The organism is Schaedlerella sp. (assembly GCF_056796775.1).
This window is the reverse complement of record NZ_JBQIKP010000029.1, coordinates 30,427-45,822: the sequence shown is the minus strand read 5'-3', so window position 1 is coordinate 45,822 and position 15,396 is coordinate 30,427. Positions and strand designations below refer to the sequence as shown.

Here is a 15,396-nt window from a genome sequence, read left to right as displayed (position 1 = left end):
AGGCCCCCGTGCATGGCTTCTTCCATTCAAAACGCTTATAACATATAACTATAATCCGCGCATACCGCTTCGATCAGCCTCTGCAGCTCTTCCGGAACTTTCGTCTCCTGTCCCTTCTTCCAGGTGTACTCTGTGCCCAGGAACCGAACCCTGCATTCCAGTTCTTCCCGGTTCAGTACGGCAAAACCATCGTTCTTGCTGTCTGCCATATCCTTTTCACCCGCAAATAACGTGAATTTGTCAAGATACGGCGCGCTTGCGTATGGGCAGAATACCTTACAGTTGCCGCATTCGTTGCACATATAATCCACATGGATCACCTGCGCCTTTTCCATTCCCGGTACTTTGACGGAGATATTGGCGCGGTTCGGACATACATCCACGCAGTTTTCGCATACTGTAGAGCAGCCCAGGCAGCGGTCTGCCTCTTTGCCGCATCCCGGCTCCGCCAGGATTCCTTTCTTCTGGTAAATGGCTTCTGCGTCCGCCGGTGTGCTCATATCGCCTGTCACCGGTACGCCTGCAATGGCTTCCGCCGCGGTCATGGCTTCTCCCATTCCCTTCACCACCAGGGATGGTCCGAACAGGCCGTCGCCGACCACATAAACGCCTTCCACACTGCTTTCCAGAGTACTGCTCACCTTCACGCGTCCCCGGTCGTCCACGTTCAGTCCGTTTGCCTCATAATAATCTGTGGGCACCTTTTCGCCTACTGCCGCGATCACGGTATCTGCCGGGATGGAAAGGGTCTCGTCTGTCTCCACCACTCCGGCACGTCCGGAAGCATCCCGCTCTCCAAGCCGTGTCACCTTGCAGATCAGGCTGCCGCCCTCCAGCTTCACCGGCGCCAGGAGCTCCTTGAACTCTACGCCGTCGTCGATGGCCAGCAGCAGTTCATGCTCGTCTGCAGGCATGTAACGTTTGGTCCTACGGTATACCAGGTACACATGCTCCACGCCGTCGCAGCGCTTCGCCGCCCTTGCGGTATCCATCGCCGTATTTCCGCCGCCGATCACGACTACGTTCTTTCCAAGGTCTACCTTGCCCTGCTTTGCGTTGAAGTCTTCCAGGAATGCCAGCGCGTTCACAGCCTCTCCGCCTTCCAGCTTCAGCTCGCCCCGCTTGTAAGCGCCCACTGCCAGAACCACCCCGTCATATTCTTTCTTCAATTCCGCAACCGCCGGAGCCTCCGTATTGGTCAGGATCTTCACGCCCAGCTTCCGAAGCAGGGATACGTCCTTGTCGATCACGCTGTCATCAATCCGGAAATCGGGGATGATGGCGCTGACCACGCCGCCCAGCTTATCGCGCTTCTCATAGATCGTCACATCCGCGCCTGCCTTTGCCAGGTAATATGCCGACGCCATACCGGAGGGGCCGCCGCCTACGACCGCTGCCTTCTTGCCGCAGCTTCCTGTCGGCGCTACGCTTCCGATCACAGTGTCAAATGCTTTCTGCGCGCATTCCAGCTTGGTATCCCGGATCTGAACCGGCGTCTCATAGAAGTTCCGGTTGCAGTGGCTCTGGCAGCCGTGAGCACAGATGGTTCCTGTGATGAACGGCAGTGCGTTCTTGTTCAGGATCACCTTCAATGCCTCTTCGTATTTTCCTTCTCCCGCAAGCCGTACATAGGTCGTGATCTCCTGGTGGATCGGACATGCGTCCTCGCATGGAGCCGTGTAGCAGTCCAGAAGCGGTACTCTCTCTTTGGACTTCCTGGACACCGGAAGCTTCGCCGGTTTTACATGGTGGGGATCCTGAATCGCCTCTTCCGCCAGCCGGTTCAACGCATTCACGTCAATGCCTTCGAACGGCTTCATGCCCATGGCGTCCAATCCCTCTGCCATCTGTTTCAGTCTCTGGTATCCGCCCGGCTTTAAGATCGTGGTCGCAACCGTCACCGGCCAAATTCCGGTTCCTACGATCTTTTCGATGTTAAATGCGTCCGCACCGCCGGAATACGCGATCCGAAGCTTTCCGTCAAAGTCTCTGGAAAGCTTTGCCGCTACGGAAAGGGACAGCGGGTACAGGGACTTTCCGGACATATACATCTCTTCGCTGGGCAGCTCATTTGCCTTCACGTCTACCGGGAAGGTGTTGGTGATCTTCACGCCGAATTCCAGGTTCTGCTCGCCGGAAAGCTTCATCAGTCTCTGGAGCATCGGAACCGCGTCTGCGTACTGCAGGTCGTCGTCAAAGTGGAACCTTCCGAACGCCACATAGTCGTATCCCATCTGATCCATGGTTTCCCGGGCAAATTCATAGCCTAAAAGGGTCGGGTTGCATTTGATAAAGGTATTGATCTTCTTCTCTGTCAGAAGATAGGTGGCAATGCTCTCGATCTCCTGGGGAGGACATCCGTGAAGCGTGGAGATGGTCGCTGAATTGCAGATCAGCGGGGAGATCGCTTCGATGTCTTCCTTTGTGACATTCTGAAATTCCCCTGCATGGGCGAGGAGCACTTCCCTGCATGTTTTGAAGGCGTCTGTCTGCTCCGCATTCATCATGTTGTTGATAAATGTGTCGATCTTCTCCGACTTGATGCCCTTCAGGTCGTAGCCCACGCTGATGTTGAACTGGTAGCCCTCCGTACTTCCCAGGCCGTATTCCTTTGCAATGAAGGCAAGCAAAAACCACGCCTTGATATATTCGTCCTGAGCCTGAGGCACATAGAGCTCTGTAGACCACTCACAGTTGTAGCACTCATCCTCCGCCAGGATACAGGGTTTATTGACGCATGCCGCAAGCTCCGCTCCGTCCATGATCTGTACGGTCTTCAATTCGAAGAAACGGCTTCCCGCATAGTAGGATGCTGCGATATTCTGCGCCAATTGGCTGTTTGGGCCTGCCGCCGGGCCGATCGGCGTCTCCAGCTTCCGTCCGAAGATGGTCTGTGCCTTTCCCTGATCTGCCACATAGGGGCTGTGTACTCCAAATACGGTTCCTTTTTCGTCATGCTCTGTCCGAACCCAGTTTAATAACTGTTCAAAGGGCATGCAGCTCATTATATCACTCATTTTCATTTCCTCCTGTTATATGTAACCAATTTGCGAAGCAAATTGATTGCCTGCTTGCCCGCCATCTGCGAAGCAGATTTTTAATGCGGGCAATTCCCACTTTTCATTTTCTCCGGACAGCGGCCGTCTTTTTTTGTACCTCTGTCCGGTGTTCTCTTTTTTCTCCTGGTCCCCTTTATCCGTTGATACTCTTCCACAGCTTTGCGGAGGATTCCCTGCATTTTGCCATAGCTTCTTCCACGTCGATGACTTTTACTTCCCTGTCCTTCATCAGAACCTTTCCGTTTCCGACTGTGGTCACCACATCCCGTCCGGTCATGCCGAAGAGAATGTGTCCGTTGATGTTGTTCTCATCCAGATGTGTGGGCGGGTTATAGTCCACTACGATCACATCTGCTGCCGCCCCTTCCTTCAAAACGCCCAGAGGAGCCTTGAAGTAACGGTTTGCAATGGCCGCGTTGTTCTCAAACAGCATCTTGGGCACCTCGCCCCATGCCGCATTGGCATCGCACAGGTGATGTTTGTGGAGCACATTTGCCACCTTAAAGGACTCGGTCATATCGTGGGTATAGCCGTCGGTTCCCAGACCTGCCAGGATTCCCCTGTGCACCAGTTCCATAGTGGGCGGGCATCCGCATGCATTGCCCATATTGGATTCCGGATTATGTACGACCATGGTGTTGGTATCCTTCACCAGGTCCATCTCATGGGAATTGATGTAAATGCAGTGTCCCAGCAGCGTCTTCTCTCCCAGGATATTCCAGTCCATGAGCCGGTCCACAATCCGCTTGCCGTACTTCTTCAGGCAGTCATGGAGATCCTCGATTCCCTCTGCCACGTGGATATGATAGCCCACCTCGTCCGGCTTGTTGGCCGCCGCCAGCTCCATAGTCTCATCTGAGATCGTAAACTGAGCATGCATTCCCATCATACCAGCCAGCATATCCGAATCATCCTTCAGCGCGTAGCGGATAAATTCCGCATTCTCCATCACCGCTTCTCTTGCCTTATCCATGCCGTCCCTGTCCGATACTTCGTAGCACAGGCAGGAACGCACGCCCAGTTCTTTCGCCGCGTCAGCGATGGTGAACAGGCTGTCTTTAATGTGGCCGAAGCTTGCATGGTGGTCGAAGATGGTGGTCACACCGTTGCGGATACAGGAGATCATGGTATCAATCGCGCTGTATTTTGTCTGTTCCAGCGTCAGGTGCCGGTCAATGGTCCACCACTGTCCGTCCAGGATATCCAGAAATCCTTTCGGATTATAGCCTTTGATACTGAATCCCCTTGCCATGGCGCTGTAGATGTGCTCGTGGGTATTGATAAACGCAGGCATGATCAGCCCTTTCTTCGCGTCAATATACTCCGCTCCCGGATAGGCTTCCTTCAAGTCCTTCTCCGCACCTACTTTCACAATCTTAGTTCCCTCAATCGCAACCGCTCCATGTTCCAGGTATGGAAGATTGCTGTCTCTGGTAATGACCTTACCGTTTCCAATGATCAGCATAATGCCGCCTCCTTTATATAATAATTTTATTTTTGGGCTTATTTCTATAGTATAGAACGGCAGACCTTGAACAGCAGACCTCAGACCCGTCTGCTGCGCAGACTATCCGCTGCTTACGCAGCTTCTGTCCGAGGTTGTTGGGCGTTCCGCCCAATATCAGTATGAAAAACCAGCCCTTAGCAAGTAAACTTGCACGGTCTGTTTTTTCATACTGCTGCTGTTCTGAATCCTAATCCAGCTTTTTTTCCGCTTCCGTCAGATCCATGTTCTTAGGGAGCACCAGGTTCAAAAGGATCGCCACGATAGTTGCCAGCACCACCGGGGATTTTCCGAAAATGGTCGTCACCCATGCCGGGAAGGACGCCAGCGCCGCATTGGCCTGGGTGATCCCCATTCCAAGGGCGATCGCGAGACCAACAATGGTGGTATTCCTGTAGTTCATCGGGGATGCCGTGATCAGCTTCACACCGGTCATCGCAATGGACGCGAAAACGGATACGGTGGCTCCGCCCAGCACACAGGACGGGATCGTCGTCAGCAGGGAGGAAAACTTCGGGATCAGCCCTGCTACCAGGAGGATGCCTGCCGCCATGGCGAATACTCTCTTAGCCACCACCTTTGTGGATGCCACGATCCCCACATTCTGGCTGTATGTAGCTGTGGGAAGCCCTCCAAAGAACGCGCAGAAGATATTGCTGATTCCGTATGCCACGATCCCCCCCGTTCAGCTCCTCGTCCGTAGGCATCCTGTCCAGACCGCCCGTTGTAGTGGCGGAAAAATCTCCGATGGCCTGGATGGAATTGATGGCAAATAACACGCCGATGGCCACACAGGAGGAAGGTTCAAATGTGATCCCAAAGTGGAGCGGCCGGGGAAGCTGAAACATGGATGCCGATGCCACGGAAGAAAAGTTTACCATCCCGAATGCCAGTGCCACGATATATCCTACAATAATTCCTATTAGTATAGAAGACAATTTCCAGATCCCTTTTCCATAATGATTCAGCGCAGTCACCACGATCAGCGTGATGATGGCAATCAGCCAGTTCTGCCAGGAACCGTACTGCTCGCTTCCCGTCCCGCCTGCCATATAATTGATAGCCGTCGGATACAGGGAAAGTCCGATCGCAAATACTACTGTACTAGTGATCAGCGGCGGGAAAAATCTCCGGATCTGCTTGATGAAGATCCCCACGATAATAGCTACGATACCGCCCACGATCTGAGCGCCCAGGATCGTCGCCACATCAAAGTCTCCCGCGATCGCCTGCATTGTGGGTACATAGGCGAAGATGATGCCCATGATGACTGGAAGGCCAGACCCAAGGGAGACGGGGCCGTTCTTGATCAGCGGAAATAGCTGGATGAATGTGGTCAGTGCCGACATCACCAGGGCCGCCTGGATCAGGATCACCGAATCTGCCGGAGAAAGCTCTGCCACACCGGCTACGATGATGGCCGGGGTCACGCATCCAACGATCATGGCCACCACATGCTGCATTGCCAGCGGAAGCGCCTGTGATACGGAAGGCTTTCCGTCAATCCTGAATAATTCCTGCGAGATCGCGCCTGCTTCTTCTTTACTCATGTCTTTCGTTTCCTTTCTCTCCTTCTTTCTCAAAAAATGCTACGTGTCATTTCTATATATAATATAAGAAATGATGTAACTGTTCAGAACCGCAGACCCGATTGCTGCTGTTCTAAATAAGAAGCATATTGTCATACGTTATGGGAGAGACCTGCCGGCATGGGACAAAAATTTCTGCTATGCAAAAGTAACAAGCCCTGAGCTTTTGCTTTCCAAACCAGTTCATGCACATTAAACAATTTTCGCTTCTGTTGATTCTATAATAACATCAATCTGCTTAAAATACAAGTAAAATAAAAATTTTTTTGTTTCTTAAAAATTTTTTGTTTTTCTATTGATTTTTTCAAAATTTGTGATATGATGTTTTGTAGAGAGACCAATAGAGCTTGAAATAACAGCCCGGTATTTCCAATCCATTATATAAGGAAGGAGGAATTGAAGATGAATATTTCCAGGTTAGATATGTTGAAGCAGATCGCGGCCGGGCTTTCGGCACAATTTGGAAAGGACTGCGAGATCGTGGTTCATGATCTGACGGATGATTCCCTTGAGCACACCATCGTACATATTGAGAACGGCGGGCTCACCGGGCGCAAGATCGGCGACGGACCTTCCGGAGCCGTCCTGAATGCCATCCGACATCAGGGCGAACCTTTGAAAGATAAGCTTGCTTATCTGACCCGGACGGAAAATGGACGGATTCTCAAGTCCAGCACCATCTACATCCACAACGACGAAGGGCGGCCCTGTTACATATTTTCCATCAACTATGATATCACCGCCCTTCTCGCGCTGGAGAACAGCGTCCACGCTCTCATCACCTGTGAAGAGCCCCAGACGGAAGCTTCACCCAACGTCATTACCCATGATGTGAGCAGGCTTCTGGATGAGCTGATCGAACAGTCCGTTGCACTGGTCGGGGTTCCTGTACCTCTTATGACGAAGGAAGACAAGATCAAGGCGATCAATTTCCTGAATGATGCCGGAGCCTTCCTGATCACCAAGTCAGGAGACAAAGTAGCCAAGTACTTTGACATCTCCAAGTATACGCTCTACAGCTATGTAGATATCAACAAGTAATGTGAAAGACCTGCCCTTAGCAGTCTTTCCGAATCCCAAAATGAATAAAGGAGAATTTGAAACATGAGCAGCACAGAGAAACATTTAAAATGGACTCTGAATCATATTGCCAAGAGCGATGATACACAGGTCCGGAACATGTCTATGGAAGAAATGTCAAAAGCGAACAACTTCCATAAAAGTTTTCCGCAGTACGAAGTCACACCGCTGACCCGTTTATCCAGGCTGGCTGAGTACCTGGGTCTGAAGCGTCTTTATGTAAAGGACGAATCCTACCGCTTCGGCCTGAACGCGTTCAAGGTGCTCGGTGGTTCTTATGCCATCGCCAGATACATCGCGCAGCAGACCGGCAAGGATGTCAGCGAGATTCCTTACGATGTACTGACCTCCGAGAAGCTCAGAGAAGAATTTGGGCAGGCAGCCTTCTTTACTGCGACGGACGGCAATCATGGACGCGGAGTTGCCTGGGCTGCGAACAAGCTTGGACAGAAGTGTACCGTCCGGATGCCGAAGGGTTCCACACAGACCCGTCTGAACAACATTGCCAAAGAGAATGCCACGGTTACCATCGAAGACCTGAACTATGACGAATGTGTCCGCATGGCCGCAAAGGAAGCGGAGAACACGGAACACGGCGTGATCATTCAGGATACCGCATGGGAGGGCTATGAGGAGATTCCGACCTGGATCATGCAGGGTTACGGAACACTTGCCCTGGAAGCAGACCGGCAGCTTGCGGACGACGGATGCCGCCCCACCCACATCTTTATCCAGGCCGGGGTTGGTTCCCTTGCAGGCGCGGTGATCGGCTTCTTCGCCAACCGTTTCAAAGAAAATCCTCCGGTCATGGTCGTTTGCGAAGCCAATGCGGCTGACTGCCTCTACCGTTCCGCAATGCAGAAAGACGGAAGCCGTGTGGATGTAACCGGCGACATGTTCACCATCATGGCTGGCCTGGCATGCGGCGAAGCCAACACCGTATCCTGGGATATCTTAAGAAACCATGCGGATGCATTTGTTTCCTGCCCGGACTGGGTGAGCGCAAACGGCACACGCATTTACGCGGCTCCGTTAAAGGGCGATCCGCAGGTCATCTCCGGAGAATCCGGTTCTGTCACCATGGGCCTGGTGCACGCGCTGATGACCAATCCGGAATACAAGGATCTGAAAGAAGCCTTAAAGCTGGATGAAAATTCAGAGGTTTTACTTGTATCATCCGAAGGCGACACAGATCCGGACCGTTTCCGTGAGATCACATGGGAAGGTTTATGCGGATCAGATAAGGAAGTTTTCGCAGATTTATAAGAGATTGTAAATCGTAATTATCATGCAGCAGACCGGACAGAAACTCCCTCTTCTGTTCCGGATATAGCAAGCATACATTTTTCATATTATAAGGAGGATAAAAACATGTTTGATTTTGGCAAGATTAAGGAAGCTGCCCAGGGGTATGAGAAGGATATGACCGCTTTCCTGCGCGCCATCGTAAAGAACCCGGGCGAGAGCTGCGACGAGAAGGCTCACATCGACACCATCGCTGCAGAGATGAAGAAGGTTGGATTCGACGAGGTTCAGATCGATCCCCAGGGAAATGTGATCGGCTACATGGGAACCGGCGACAAGATCATCGCATATGACGCGCACATTGACACCGTAGGAATCGGCAATATCGAGAACTGGAACTTTGATCCCTACGAGGGCTATGAGAACGAGACCGAGATCGGCGGACGCGGCGTGTCTGACCAGTGCGGCGGTATCGTATCCGCAGTATACGGCGCAAAGATCATGAAGGACATGGATCTGATCCCGGAAGGCTGCAAGATCATGGTTGTAGGAACCGTTCAGGAAGAGGACTGCGACGGACTCTGCTGGCAGTACATCATCAACGAAGACAAGGTTCGCCCGGAATTTGTTGTTTCCACAGAGCCTACAGACGGCGGAATCTACCGCGGACAGAGAGGACGTATGGAGATCCGTGTAGACGTGAAGGGTGTTTCCTGCCACGGCTCCGCTCCGGAGCGCGGTGACAACGCGATCTACAAGATGGCGGACATCCTCCAGGATATCCGCGCATTGAATGAAAATGACGCGGAAGACGGAACCGAGATCAAAGGTCTTGTAAAGATGCTGGATGAAAAGTACAATCCGGACTGGGAAGAGGCTCGTTTCCTTGGACGCGGTACTGTAACCGTATCCCAGATCTTCTATACTTCCCCGAGCCGCTGTGCGGTTGCTGACTCCTGCGCGGTATCTCTGGACCGCCGTATGACCTTCGGCGAGACCTGGGAGAGCTGCCTGGATGAGATCCGCGCGCTGCCGAGCGTGAAGAAATACGGAGACGATGTTGTGGTTTCCATGTACAACTACGACCGTCCTTCCTACACAGGATGTGTATACGAGATCGAGTGCTACTTCCCGACATGGGCGATCCCGAAGGATCACAAGGTAACGAAGGCTCTGGAGGCTGCTTACAAGGGACTCTACGGCGATCAGAGAATCGGCGCTGCTGACACTCTGGAAATGCGTCAGGCACGTCCTCTGACAGACAAGTGGACCTTCTCCACCAACGGCGTTTCCATCATGGGAAGAAACGGAATCCCCTGTATCGGATTCGGACCTGGCGCAGAGGCACAGGCTCACGCTCCGAATGAAATGACCTGGAAGCAGGATCTGGTAACATGTGCTGCTGTATATGCCGCACTTCCGACAGAATACTGCAAATAATTTATTTTCCTTTTTTCTGCCGTAGCAGTATGGATACGGTACACGATATACGAAACCTATTTACCCTAATACTTTACAAATTTTTTTCAGGAGGATTTTACAATGAAAACATTACAGGATTATATCGATAAGCTCAACGCGTTAAATTTCAAAGAGATGTACAACGGAGACTTCTTCCTTACATGGGAAAAATCCGACGACGAGATCGAGGCAGTATTTACCGTAGCTGACGCACTGCGTTTCATGAGAGAAAACAACATTTCCACAAAGGTATTCGAGAGCGGCCTTGGAATCTCCTTATTCCGCGACAACTCTACCCGTACCCGTTTCTCCTTTGCTTCTGCCTGCAACCTGTTAGGTCTGGAAGTTCAGGATCTGGACGAAGGAAAATCTCAGGTAGCGCACGGCGAGACTGTCCGTGAGACTGCTAACATGATCTCCTTCATGGCAGATGTCATCGGTATCCGCGATGATATGTACATCGGCAAGGGAAATGCTTACATGCACGAGGTTGTTGACGCTGTAACTCAGGGAAATAAGGATGGCATCCTGGAGCAGAAGCCTACTCTTGTAAACCTGCAGTGCGACATTGACCACCCGACACAGGCAATGGCAGATATGCTCCACATCATCCACGAATTTGGCGGTGTTGAGAATCTGAAAGGCAAGAAGCTGGCTATGACATGGGCTTACTCTCCGTCTTACGGCAAGCCGCTGTCCGTTCCTCAGGGAATCATCGGACTGATGACACGTTTCGGCATGGACGTTGTACTGGCGCATCCGGAAGGCTACGAAGTATTCGAGGAAGTAGAAGAAGTTGCGAAGAAGAACGCGGAGAAGTCCGGTGGTTCCTTCACAAAGACAAACAGCATGGCTGAGGCATTCAAGGATGCTGACATCGTATATCCGAAGAGCTGGGCTCCTTTCGCCGCAATGGAAAAACGTACCGAGCTGTACGGAAACGGCGACACAGACGGCATCAAGGCTCTGGAGAAAGAACTGCTTGCACAGAACGCAGAGCACAAAGACTGGGCTTGTACCGAAGAACTGATGGCTACCACAAAGGACGGAAAGGCTCTGTATATGCACTGCCTGCCGGCTGATATCACAGGCGTAAGCTGTAAGGAAGGCGAAGTAGACGCGTCCGTATTTGACCGCTACAGAGATCCGCTGTACAAGGAAGCAAGCTTCAAGCCGTACATCATCGCTGCAATGATCTTCCTTGCAAAATTTGCTGATCCGGCTGACATCCTTAAGAAGCTGGAAGAAAACGGAACACCGAGAGTATTTAAATAATCGTCGGGAACAGCAGCAATATGAAAAAACAGACTTTGCAAGTTTACTTGCTAAGGGCTGATTTTTCATATTGCTATTGGGCGGGACGCCCATGAACCTCAGACAGGAGCTTCGAAGAAGCGGATAATCTGCGCAGCAGATGGGTCTGAGGTCTGCTGTTCCGAATTGGAAATCGTTACATTCAAGAATCCTTACAGATAGAAAGGCAAATATGATGTCGAAAAAGAAAAGAGTTGTCATCGCGCTTGGCGGAAATGCTCTTGGAAATACTCTGCCGGAGCAGATGGCAGCAGTAAAGATTACCGCTAAGGCAATCGTAGATTTGATCGAAGACGGCTGTGAAGTCGTAGTATCCCACGGAAACGGCCCCCAGGTCGGCATGATCAACAATGCCATGATCGCGTTGACCCATGAAGATCTGGAACAGCCCAACACTCCCCTCTCCGTATGCGTTGCCATGAGTCAGGCTTACATCGGCTATGACCTGCAGAATGCGCTCCGCGAAGAGCTGCTGAACCGCAATATCACGAATATTCCGGTTGCAACCATGATCACCCAGGTCCGTGTGGATGAAAATGACCCAGCTTTCCAGAATCCCAGCAAGCCCATCGGCAAGTTTGTGGACGCAGAGCAGGCGAAGATGATGGAAGAAAAATTCAACTATATCATGAAAGAAGACGCGGGAAGGGGCTACCGCCGTGTAGTAGCTTCCCCGAAGCCGGCAGAGATCATTGAGATCGGCACGATCCGTACCATGGTGGACGCAGGCAACCTGGTCATCGCCGGAGGCGGCGGCGGAATCCCTGTCACCAGGCAGGGCAACCACTTAAAAGGCGCCAGCGCCGTAATCGACAAGGACTTTGCAAGCTGCCTGATTGCAAAGGAACTGGATGCGGATTATCTGATCATCCTGACAGCCGTAGAAAAGGTTGCGCTCAACTTCGGCAAGCCGGATGAAAAATGGCTCAGCGACGTCTCTGTAGAAGAGGCAGAACAGTATGTAAAAGAAGGCCACTTCGCACCTGGCTCCATGCTGCCGAAGGTACAGGCTGCGATGGACTTCGCGTCCTCCAAGCCGGGACGCACCGCCCTGATCACACTTCTGGAAAAATCCAGAGACGCGGTACAGGGCAAGACCGGAACCATGTTCCACGCATAGTATGATACAGAGCCGTCCCATACTGCGCCGGGTACGCACCGCGCGCCGGGACCGACTGAAACTGACATGACTAAGGAACTGGCACAAAATAACTTACCAATCGTCCGCAGGATTTCTCATCAGGAATATGTTAAGTTATTTGGGGACAGCTCCTAACTCCATAAAACTCCTCAGGAGGGGCTGTTGGGAAAACCTGAATTTCCCAACAGCCCCTTTTTTATCTCAGCGTATCAAAAAACGCTGTCCACGCAGGCTTTCCTTGCACTTCATATGCAAAATTCCAGGCACGCTTTAAACTGGTCGCAGTCGATCCGGATATCAAATTCCCCGCCCAATGCTTTCGCGTAGGTACTTACGATTGCCAGTCCCAGGCCGTTGCCCTCGCTGGTTCTGGACTGATCCCCGCGTGCAAACCGCTCTACAATATCCTCCTTTGTAAAATCCATAAAGTAACCGGCTGTATTCGTGATCTCGATACGGATTCTTCGCCTTGGTTCCTCGATCGCTTCTGTCCGGACAGGCGCAGAGGGTGAATCCTGGGCATCTGCCAGGTAAACGGACTGATCTGCGGCTGCCTTGGAGCCTTCATCCCTTCGGATCTCTGTTTTCACGAATACCCTCGTCTTTTCCGCAGAATATTTCAGCGCGTTCTCAATCAGGTTCTGGCAGATCCGGTAAAAATAGGTGTTATCCGTATAAATCTCTGTGTTCTCTTTCGTAAGCAGCGTCACAAATTTCAGCCCGCTTTCTTCGATCCGGTCGTCCATGTCCGCAAAAATCTGCTCAATCAGACGGTTCACCTCAAAGTGCTCTCTGTGCAGCTCCACATTGCCGCTGCTTGCCTTTGCCAAGGAGAAGAGGCTGTTGATCATCTCTCCCAGCTTCTCCGTCCTGGAGGAAATCACGTCCACATAATCCCGGACGATTCCGCTCAGTTCCTCCTTTTTAATCAGTTCGATGTAGCCCACGATGGAGGTCAGCGGTGTTTTCAGGTCGTGGGATACGTTGGTGATCAGATCCACCCTGAGCTGGTCGCTGCGTGAGACCTTCTCCAGGCTTTTCTTCTCTATCTCCAACGCCTCTGCCAGCCGCTTCTGCTGCATCATTTCGATCTGCCCCATGATGCCCTCCAGCTTCCGGTTCCAGAACCGGCTGAGCCTGTTCCGGCAGATCAGGTATTGGGTCGGGACTGTCATGAAGATCATATATGCCGCCCCGTAGTTATACCAAAATTTTGACCCATAGGACCAGCCTGCATAAACCAGTTCAAAAAACAGCAGATACACCGTTGCTGACAGTCCTCCGGCTGCCCCGATCCAATACAGACGTTTTATGGATTTTTCCCTGACTGTTTTCCATTTTTCATATTCATATCCGGTGCAGTCCTCCGGCTCCCCATACTGATGAACCAGATACAGCTTTAAAAGGATCGACACCCCCAGGCCCAGCCAAATATTTCCCTGTGCTCCGATCAGAAACGTTGCCTGCGGAGAATGATATCCACCATATGCTGACATGATCCAAAGTCCTGCAAGCCCGACAGCCACTGATGTAAGCCCTGAGATTATTTTCCCTTCTCTTCCCAAAAACTGAATAAACTTCTCATACATATTTTTCCATTTTGTAGCCAATGCCCCACACCACCTTTACATACCTCGGCTTCTTTGTATCAATCTCGATCTTTTCGCGGATATGCCGGATATGCACCATTACCGTATTCTCTACCGTATAATCCGCCACTCCGCCCCAGACCCGTTCATAGATCTGTTCTGCCGGAAATACCTGCCCCGGATGCCCCATGAGAAGCTCCAGGATCTTGTACTCCGTAGCGGTCAGATGCACCTCCTCCCCTTCCACGACCGCCACCCGCTGCTTTTTATCCAGCACCAGGCCGCCGTTGATGATCTGATCCTCTGCCGGTTCCGGCTTTTTCTCACCCCATGCATGGTACCGCCGCAGATGCGCCTTGACCCTGGCGAGCAGCTCCGCCGGGTTGTAGGGCTTTTCTACATAGTCGTCCGCTCCCAGCGTCAGCCCGGACACCTTGTCGCTCTCTTCGGTCCTGGCCGACAGGATGATCACCGGAATCCTGCTTTTCTCACGAAGCTTCATCAATGCCGACAGCCCGTTGAGCCTGGGCATCATCACATCCAGAAGAATCAGGTCGATCTTCTTCTGCTCTAGGGCATCCAGCGCCTCCATTCCGTCATACGCCTTTTCCACCTGATAGCCCTCAAATTTCAGCAGTTCACTGATGGAATACACGATCTCCTTATTATCATCTACAATCAGTATCGTCTCATTTTCCATGGGGATCTCCTCCTAACTGAGGCCATAATGCAAAGCTGCTTTTCCCGCGGCCCTTTTGTGTTTACATGACTACTATAATAAAACCCGCTTAAAAGAAACTCAATATAATTCTTAAAAATATCTTAACTATTCACAGCAATGATGTTTTACTATTCACATGTTTCATTCCATTTCTATTTGGGTGCAGATAAAAATAGTTGGTAAATATGTTTACAAATCTCCTTATAAATGATATAATTGAATCGTCATATAAGGAGGTTTCTTATGGAAGATATCAAATCGCCATCCTCCGTTACGATTGGGGAACTTTCCCGATTAGTCAAAGAATTCGAAGAGAAGATACAAAACGGCACGGAAGATCCAGATCGTTTTTTAACCATCTATGAAATTGAGGAACTTTGGAGCCGGTTAATAGGAGATACCAATGTTTTATATTCGGATATGCTTCAGACAATTATCCGAAACATTGATGAAAAGGAGTTGATACGTAGAAAAAAAGGGAGTTCCAAGCCAGAGGAATAAAATTGCGCACTCACAGGCGCGCAGAGCGGCTCATTTATACAATTCATGGCCCTCTCCATTATGATAGGGCTATGCTGATTCCAGAAACCCCGGAATCTAACGGAAGTTTCGACATCAGTATATGAAATCAGCAATATAACAGCTGAAAAACCTCTTAAAATAAGGTGTTTTCAGCTGTTTATTATTTTTGAT

The 15,396-nt window shown here is 51.1% G+C and carries 10 protein-coding genes and 1 pseudogene; 6 read left to right on the top strand and 5 right to left on the bottom strand.

The window, feature by feature from the left end; all coding sequences use genetic code 11:
- Positions 1-35: 35 nt before the first annotated feature.
- The 3 genes and pseudogenes from ygfK to ACTOY7_RS13515 form a co-directional block, all read right to left on the bottom strand.
- A complete protein-coding gene (ygfK, locus tag ACTOY7_RS13525; RefSeq protein WP_482671137.1) occupies positions 36-3,017 on the bottom strand; it encodes a putative selenate reductase subunit YgfK in 2,982 nt (993 codons plus the stop codon).
- Between the two features lie 175 nt (positions 3,018-3,192).
- Positions 3,193-4,524 (bottom strand): putative aminohydrolase SsnA, encoded by a 1,332-nt coding sequence (ssnA, locus tag ACTOY7_RS13520; protein WP_482671138.1) that lies wholly within the window; start codon positions 4,522-4,524, stop codon positions 3,193-3,195.
- Positions 4,525-4,753: 229 nt separating this feature from the next.
- A pseudogene (locus tag ACTOY7_RS13515) lies at positions 4,754-6,113 on the bottom strand (uracil-xanthine permease family protein).
- Positions 6,114-6,554: 441 nt separating this feature from the next.
- Between ACTOY7_RS13515 and ACTOY7_RS13510 the strand changes: the two are divergent.
- The 5 genes from ACTOY7_RS13510 (at position 6,555) to arcC (ending at position 12,372) form a co-directional block, all read left to right on the top strand.
- Entirely contained in the window at positions 6,555-7,193 is a 639-nt protein-coding gene (locus ACTOY7_RS13510; RefSeq protein WP_004077694.1) for a helix-turn-helix transcriptional regulator, read from the top strand.
- A 63-nt stretch (positions 7,194-7,256) separates the two neighbouring features.
- Positions 7,257-8,498, top strand: coding sequence for a diaminopropionate ammonia-lyase (gene dpaL / locus ACTOY7_RS13505; protein WP_004077696.1), 1,242 nt, complete (start codon positions 7,257-7,259; stop codon positions 8,496-8,498).
- 105 nt (positions 8,499-8,603) lie between these two features.
- The gene (locus tag ACTOY7_RS13500) at positions 8,604-9,917 is read left to right on the top strand and encodes a YgeY family selenium metabolism-linked hydrolase (protein WP_004077698.1); all 1,314 of its coding nucleotides are present in this window, start codon (positions 8,604-8,606) and stop codon (positions 9,915-9,917) included.
- 102 nt (positions 9,918-10,019) lie between these two features.
- Positions 10,020-11,213, top strand: coding sequence for a knotted carbamoyltransferase YgeW (gene ygeW, locus ACTOY7_RS13495; protein ID WP_004077700.1), 1,194 nt, complete (start codon positions 10,020-10,022; stop codon positions 11,211-11,213).
- A gap of 211 nt (positions 11,214-11,424) precedes the next feature.
- The gene (arcC, locus tag ACTOY7_RS13490; RefSeq protein ID WP_330690703.1) at positions 11,425-12,372 is read left to right on the top strand and encodes a carbamate kinase; all 948 of its coding nucleotides are present in this window, start codon (positions 11,425-11,427) and stop codon (positions 12,370-12,372) included.
- Between the two features lie 266 nt (positions 12,373-12,638).
- Here arcC and ACTOY7_RS13485 read toward each other — a convergent pair whose 3' ends face one another.
- Both ACTOY7_RS13485 and ACTOY7_RS13480 read right to left on the bottom strand, forming a co-directional pair.
- Entirely contained in the window at positions 12,639-14,003 is a 1,365-nt protein-coding gene (locus ACTOY7_RS13485; protein WP_482671139.1) for a sensor histidine kinase, read from the bottom strand.
- On the bottom strand, positions 13,975-14,682 hold the full coding sequence (locus ACTOY7_RS13480; protein WP_285823710.1) for a response regulator transcription factor: 708 nt from the start codon (positions 14,680-14,682) through the stop codon (positions 13,975-13,977). Before ACTOY7_RS13480 ends, ACTOY7_RS13485 begins: the two co-directional genes overlap by 29 nt.
- A gap of 264 nt (positions 14,683-14,946) precedes the next feature.
- Between ACTOY7_RS13480 and ACTOY7_RS13475 the strand changes: the two genes are divergently transcribed.
- Entirely contained in the window at positions 14,947-15,204 is a 258-nt protein-coding gene (locus ACTOY7_RS13475; protein WP_160285294.1) for a hypothetical protein, read from the top strand.
- The last annotated feature ends 192 nt before the right edge of the window (positions 15,205-15,396 follow it).

What these genes read in the sequence shown, in the direction of transcription:
- ygeW (WP_004077700.1), top strand. Translation starts at nt 10,020, where the DNA reads ATGAAAACATTACAGGATTATATCGATAAGCTCAACGCGTTAAATTTC.
- ACTOY7_RS13500 (WP_004077698.1), top strand. Translation starts at nt 8,604, where the DNA reads ATGTTTGATTTTGGCAAGATTAAGGAAGCTGCCCAGGGGTATGAGAAG.
- arcC (WP_330690703.1), top strand. Translation starts at nt 11,425, where the DNA reads ATGATGTCGAAAAAGAAAAGAGTTGTCATCGCGCTTGGCGGAAATGCT.
- ygfK (WP_482671137.1), bottom strand. Translation starts at nt 3,017, where the DNA reads ATGAGTGATATAATGAGCTGCATGCCCTTTGAACAGTTATTAAACTGG.
- ACTOY7_RS13480 (WP_285823710.1), bottom strand. Translation starts at nt 14,682, where the DNA reads ATGGAAAATGAGACGATACTGATTGTAGATGATAATAAGGAGATCGTG.
- dpaL (WP_004077696.1), top strand. Translation starts at nt 7,257, where the DNA reads ATGAGCAGCACAGAGAAACATTTAAAATGGACTCTGAATCATATTGCC.
- ssnA (WP_482671138.1), bottom strand. Translation starts at nt 4,524, where the DNA reads ATGCTGATCATTGGAAACGGTAAGGTCATTACCAGAGACAGCAATCTT.
- ACTOY7_RS13475 (WP_160285294.1), top strand. Translation starts at nt 14,947, where the DNA reads ATGGAAGATATCAAATCGCCATCCTCCGTTACGATTGGGGAACTTTCC.
- ACTOY7_RS13510 (WP_004077694.1), top strand. Translation starts at nt 6,555, where the DNA reads ATGAATATTTCCAGGTTAGATATGTTGAAGCAGATCGCGGCCGGGCTT.